Source organism: Liquorilactobacillus sicerae, from assembly GCF_029916425.1.
Classification (GTDB): Bacteria; Bacillota; Bacilli; order Lactobacillales; family Lactobacillaceae; genus Liquorilactobacillus; species Liquorilactobacillus sicerae.
The window spans coordinates 1-380 of the sequence record NZ_JAHAVQ010000371.1 but is presented as its reverse complement, the minus strand read 5'-3'; the positions used below and the strand labels follow the sequence as shown (position 1 = coordinate 380).

The window sequence follows — 380 nt, the reverse complement described above, 5'->3', positions numbered from 1 at the left end:
GTTCACCTTTGGCAACTTTTATTTATGCAGTGGTCATTGCCGGCTTACTCTATTTTTCTAATTTACGCATCCCAGCAATTTGGGTTCTTACTACATACATTAGCGGATTAGCAGTTGGCGAAATATTAAAAGTTGCAGTTGGTCGTGTACGGCCGACTGGCCATTTGGCTTCCGGATATGCTTTTCCATCGAACCATGCATTAACAACTTTTATTGTAATTACAATTATTTTTGTTCTAATTCTGCCAAATCTTTCATCAACTCGTTTACAAATTTGGTTTGGCTGGGGAACGATAACATTTGGTCTATTGTTATTGGAAGCAGTCATATATCTGCAGGACCATTATTTAAGCGACGTGATCGCTGGAGCAGCTCTAGGA

1 protein-coding gene is annotated in these 380 nt (G+C 39.5%); it reads left to right on the top strand.

Features of this window, described 5'->3' with window-relative positions; all coding sequences use genetic code 11:
* Positions 1 to 380, top strand: a 380-nt coding sequence (locus KH893_RS12880; protein WP_281166408.1) for a phosphatase PAP2 family protein, incomplete at both ends; no start/stop codon positions are given.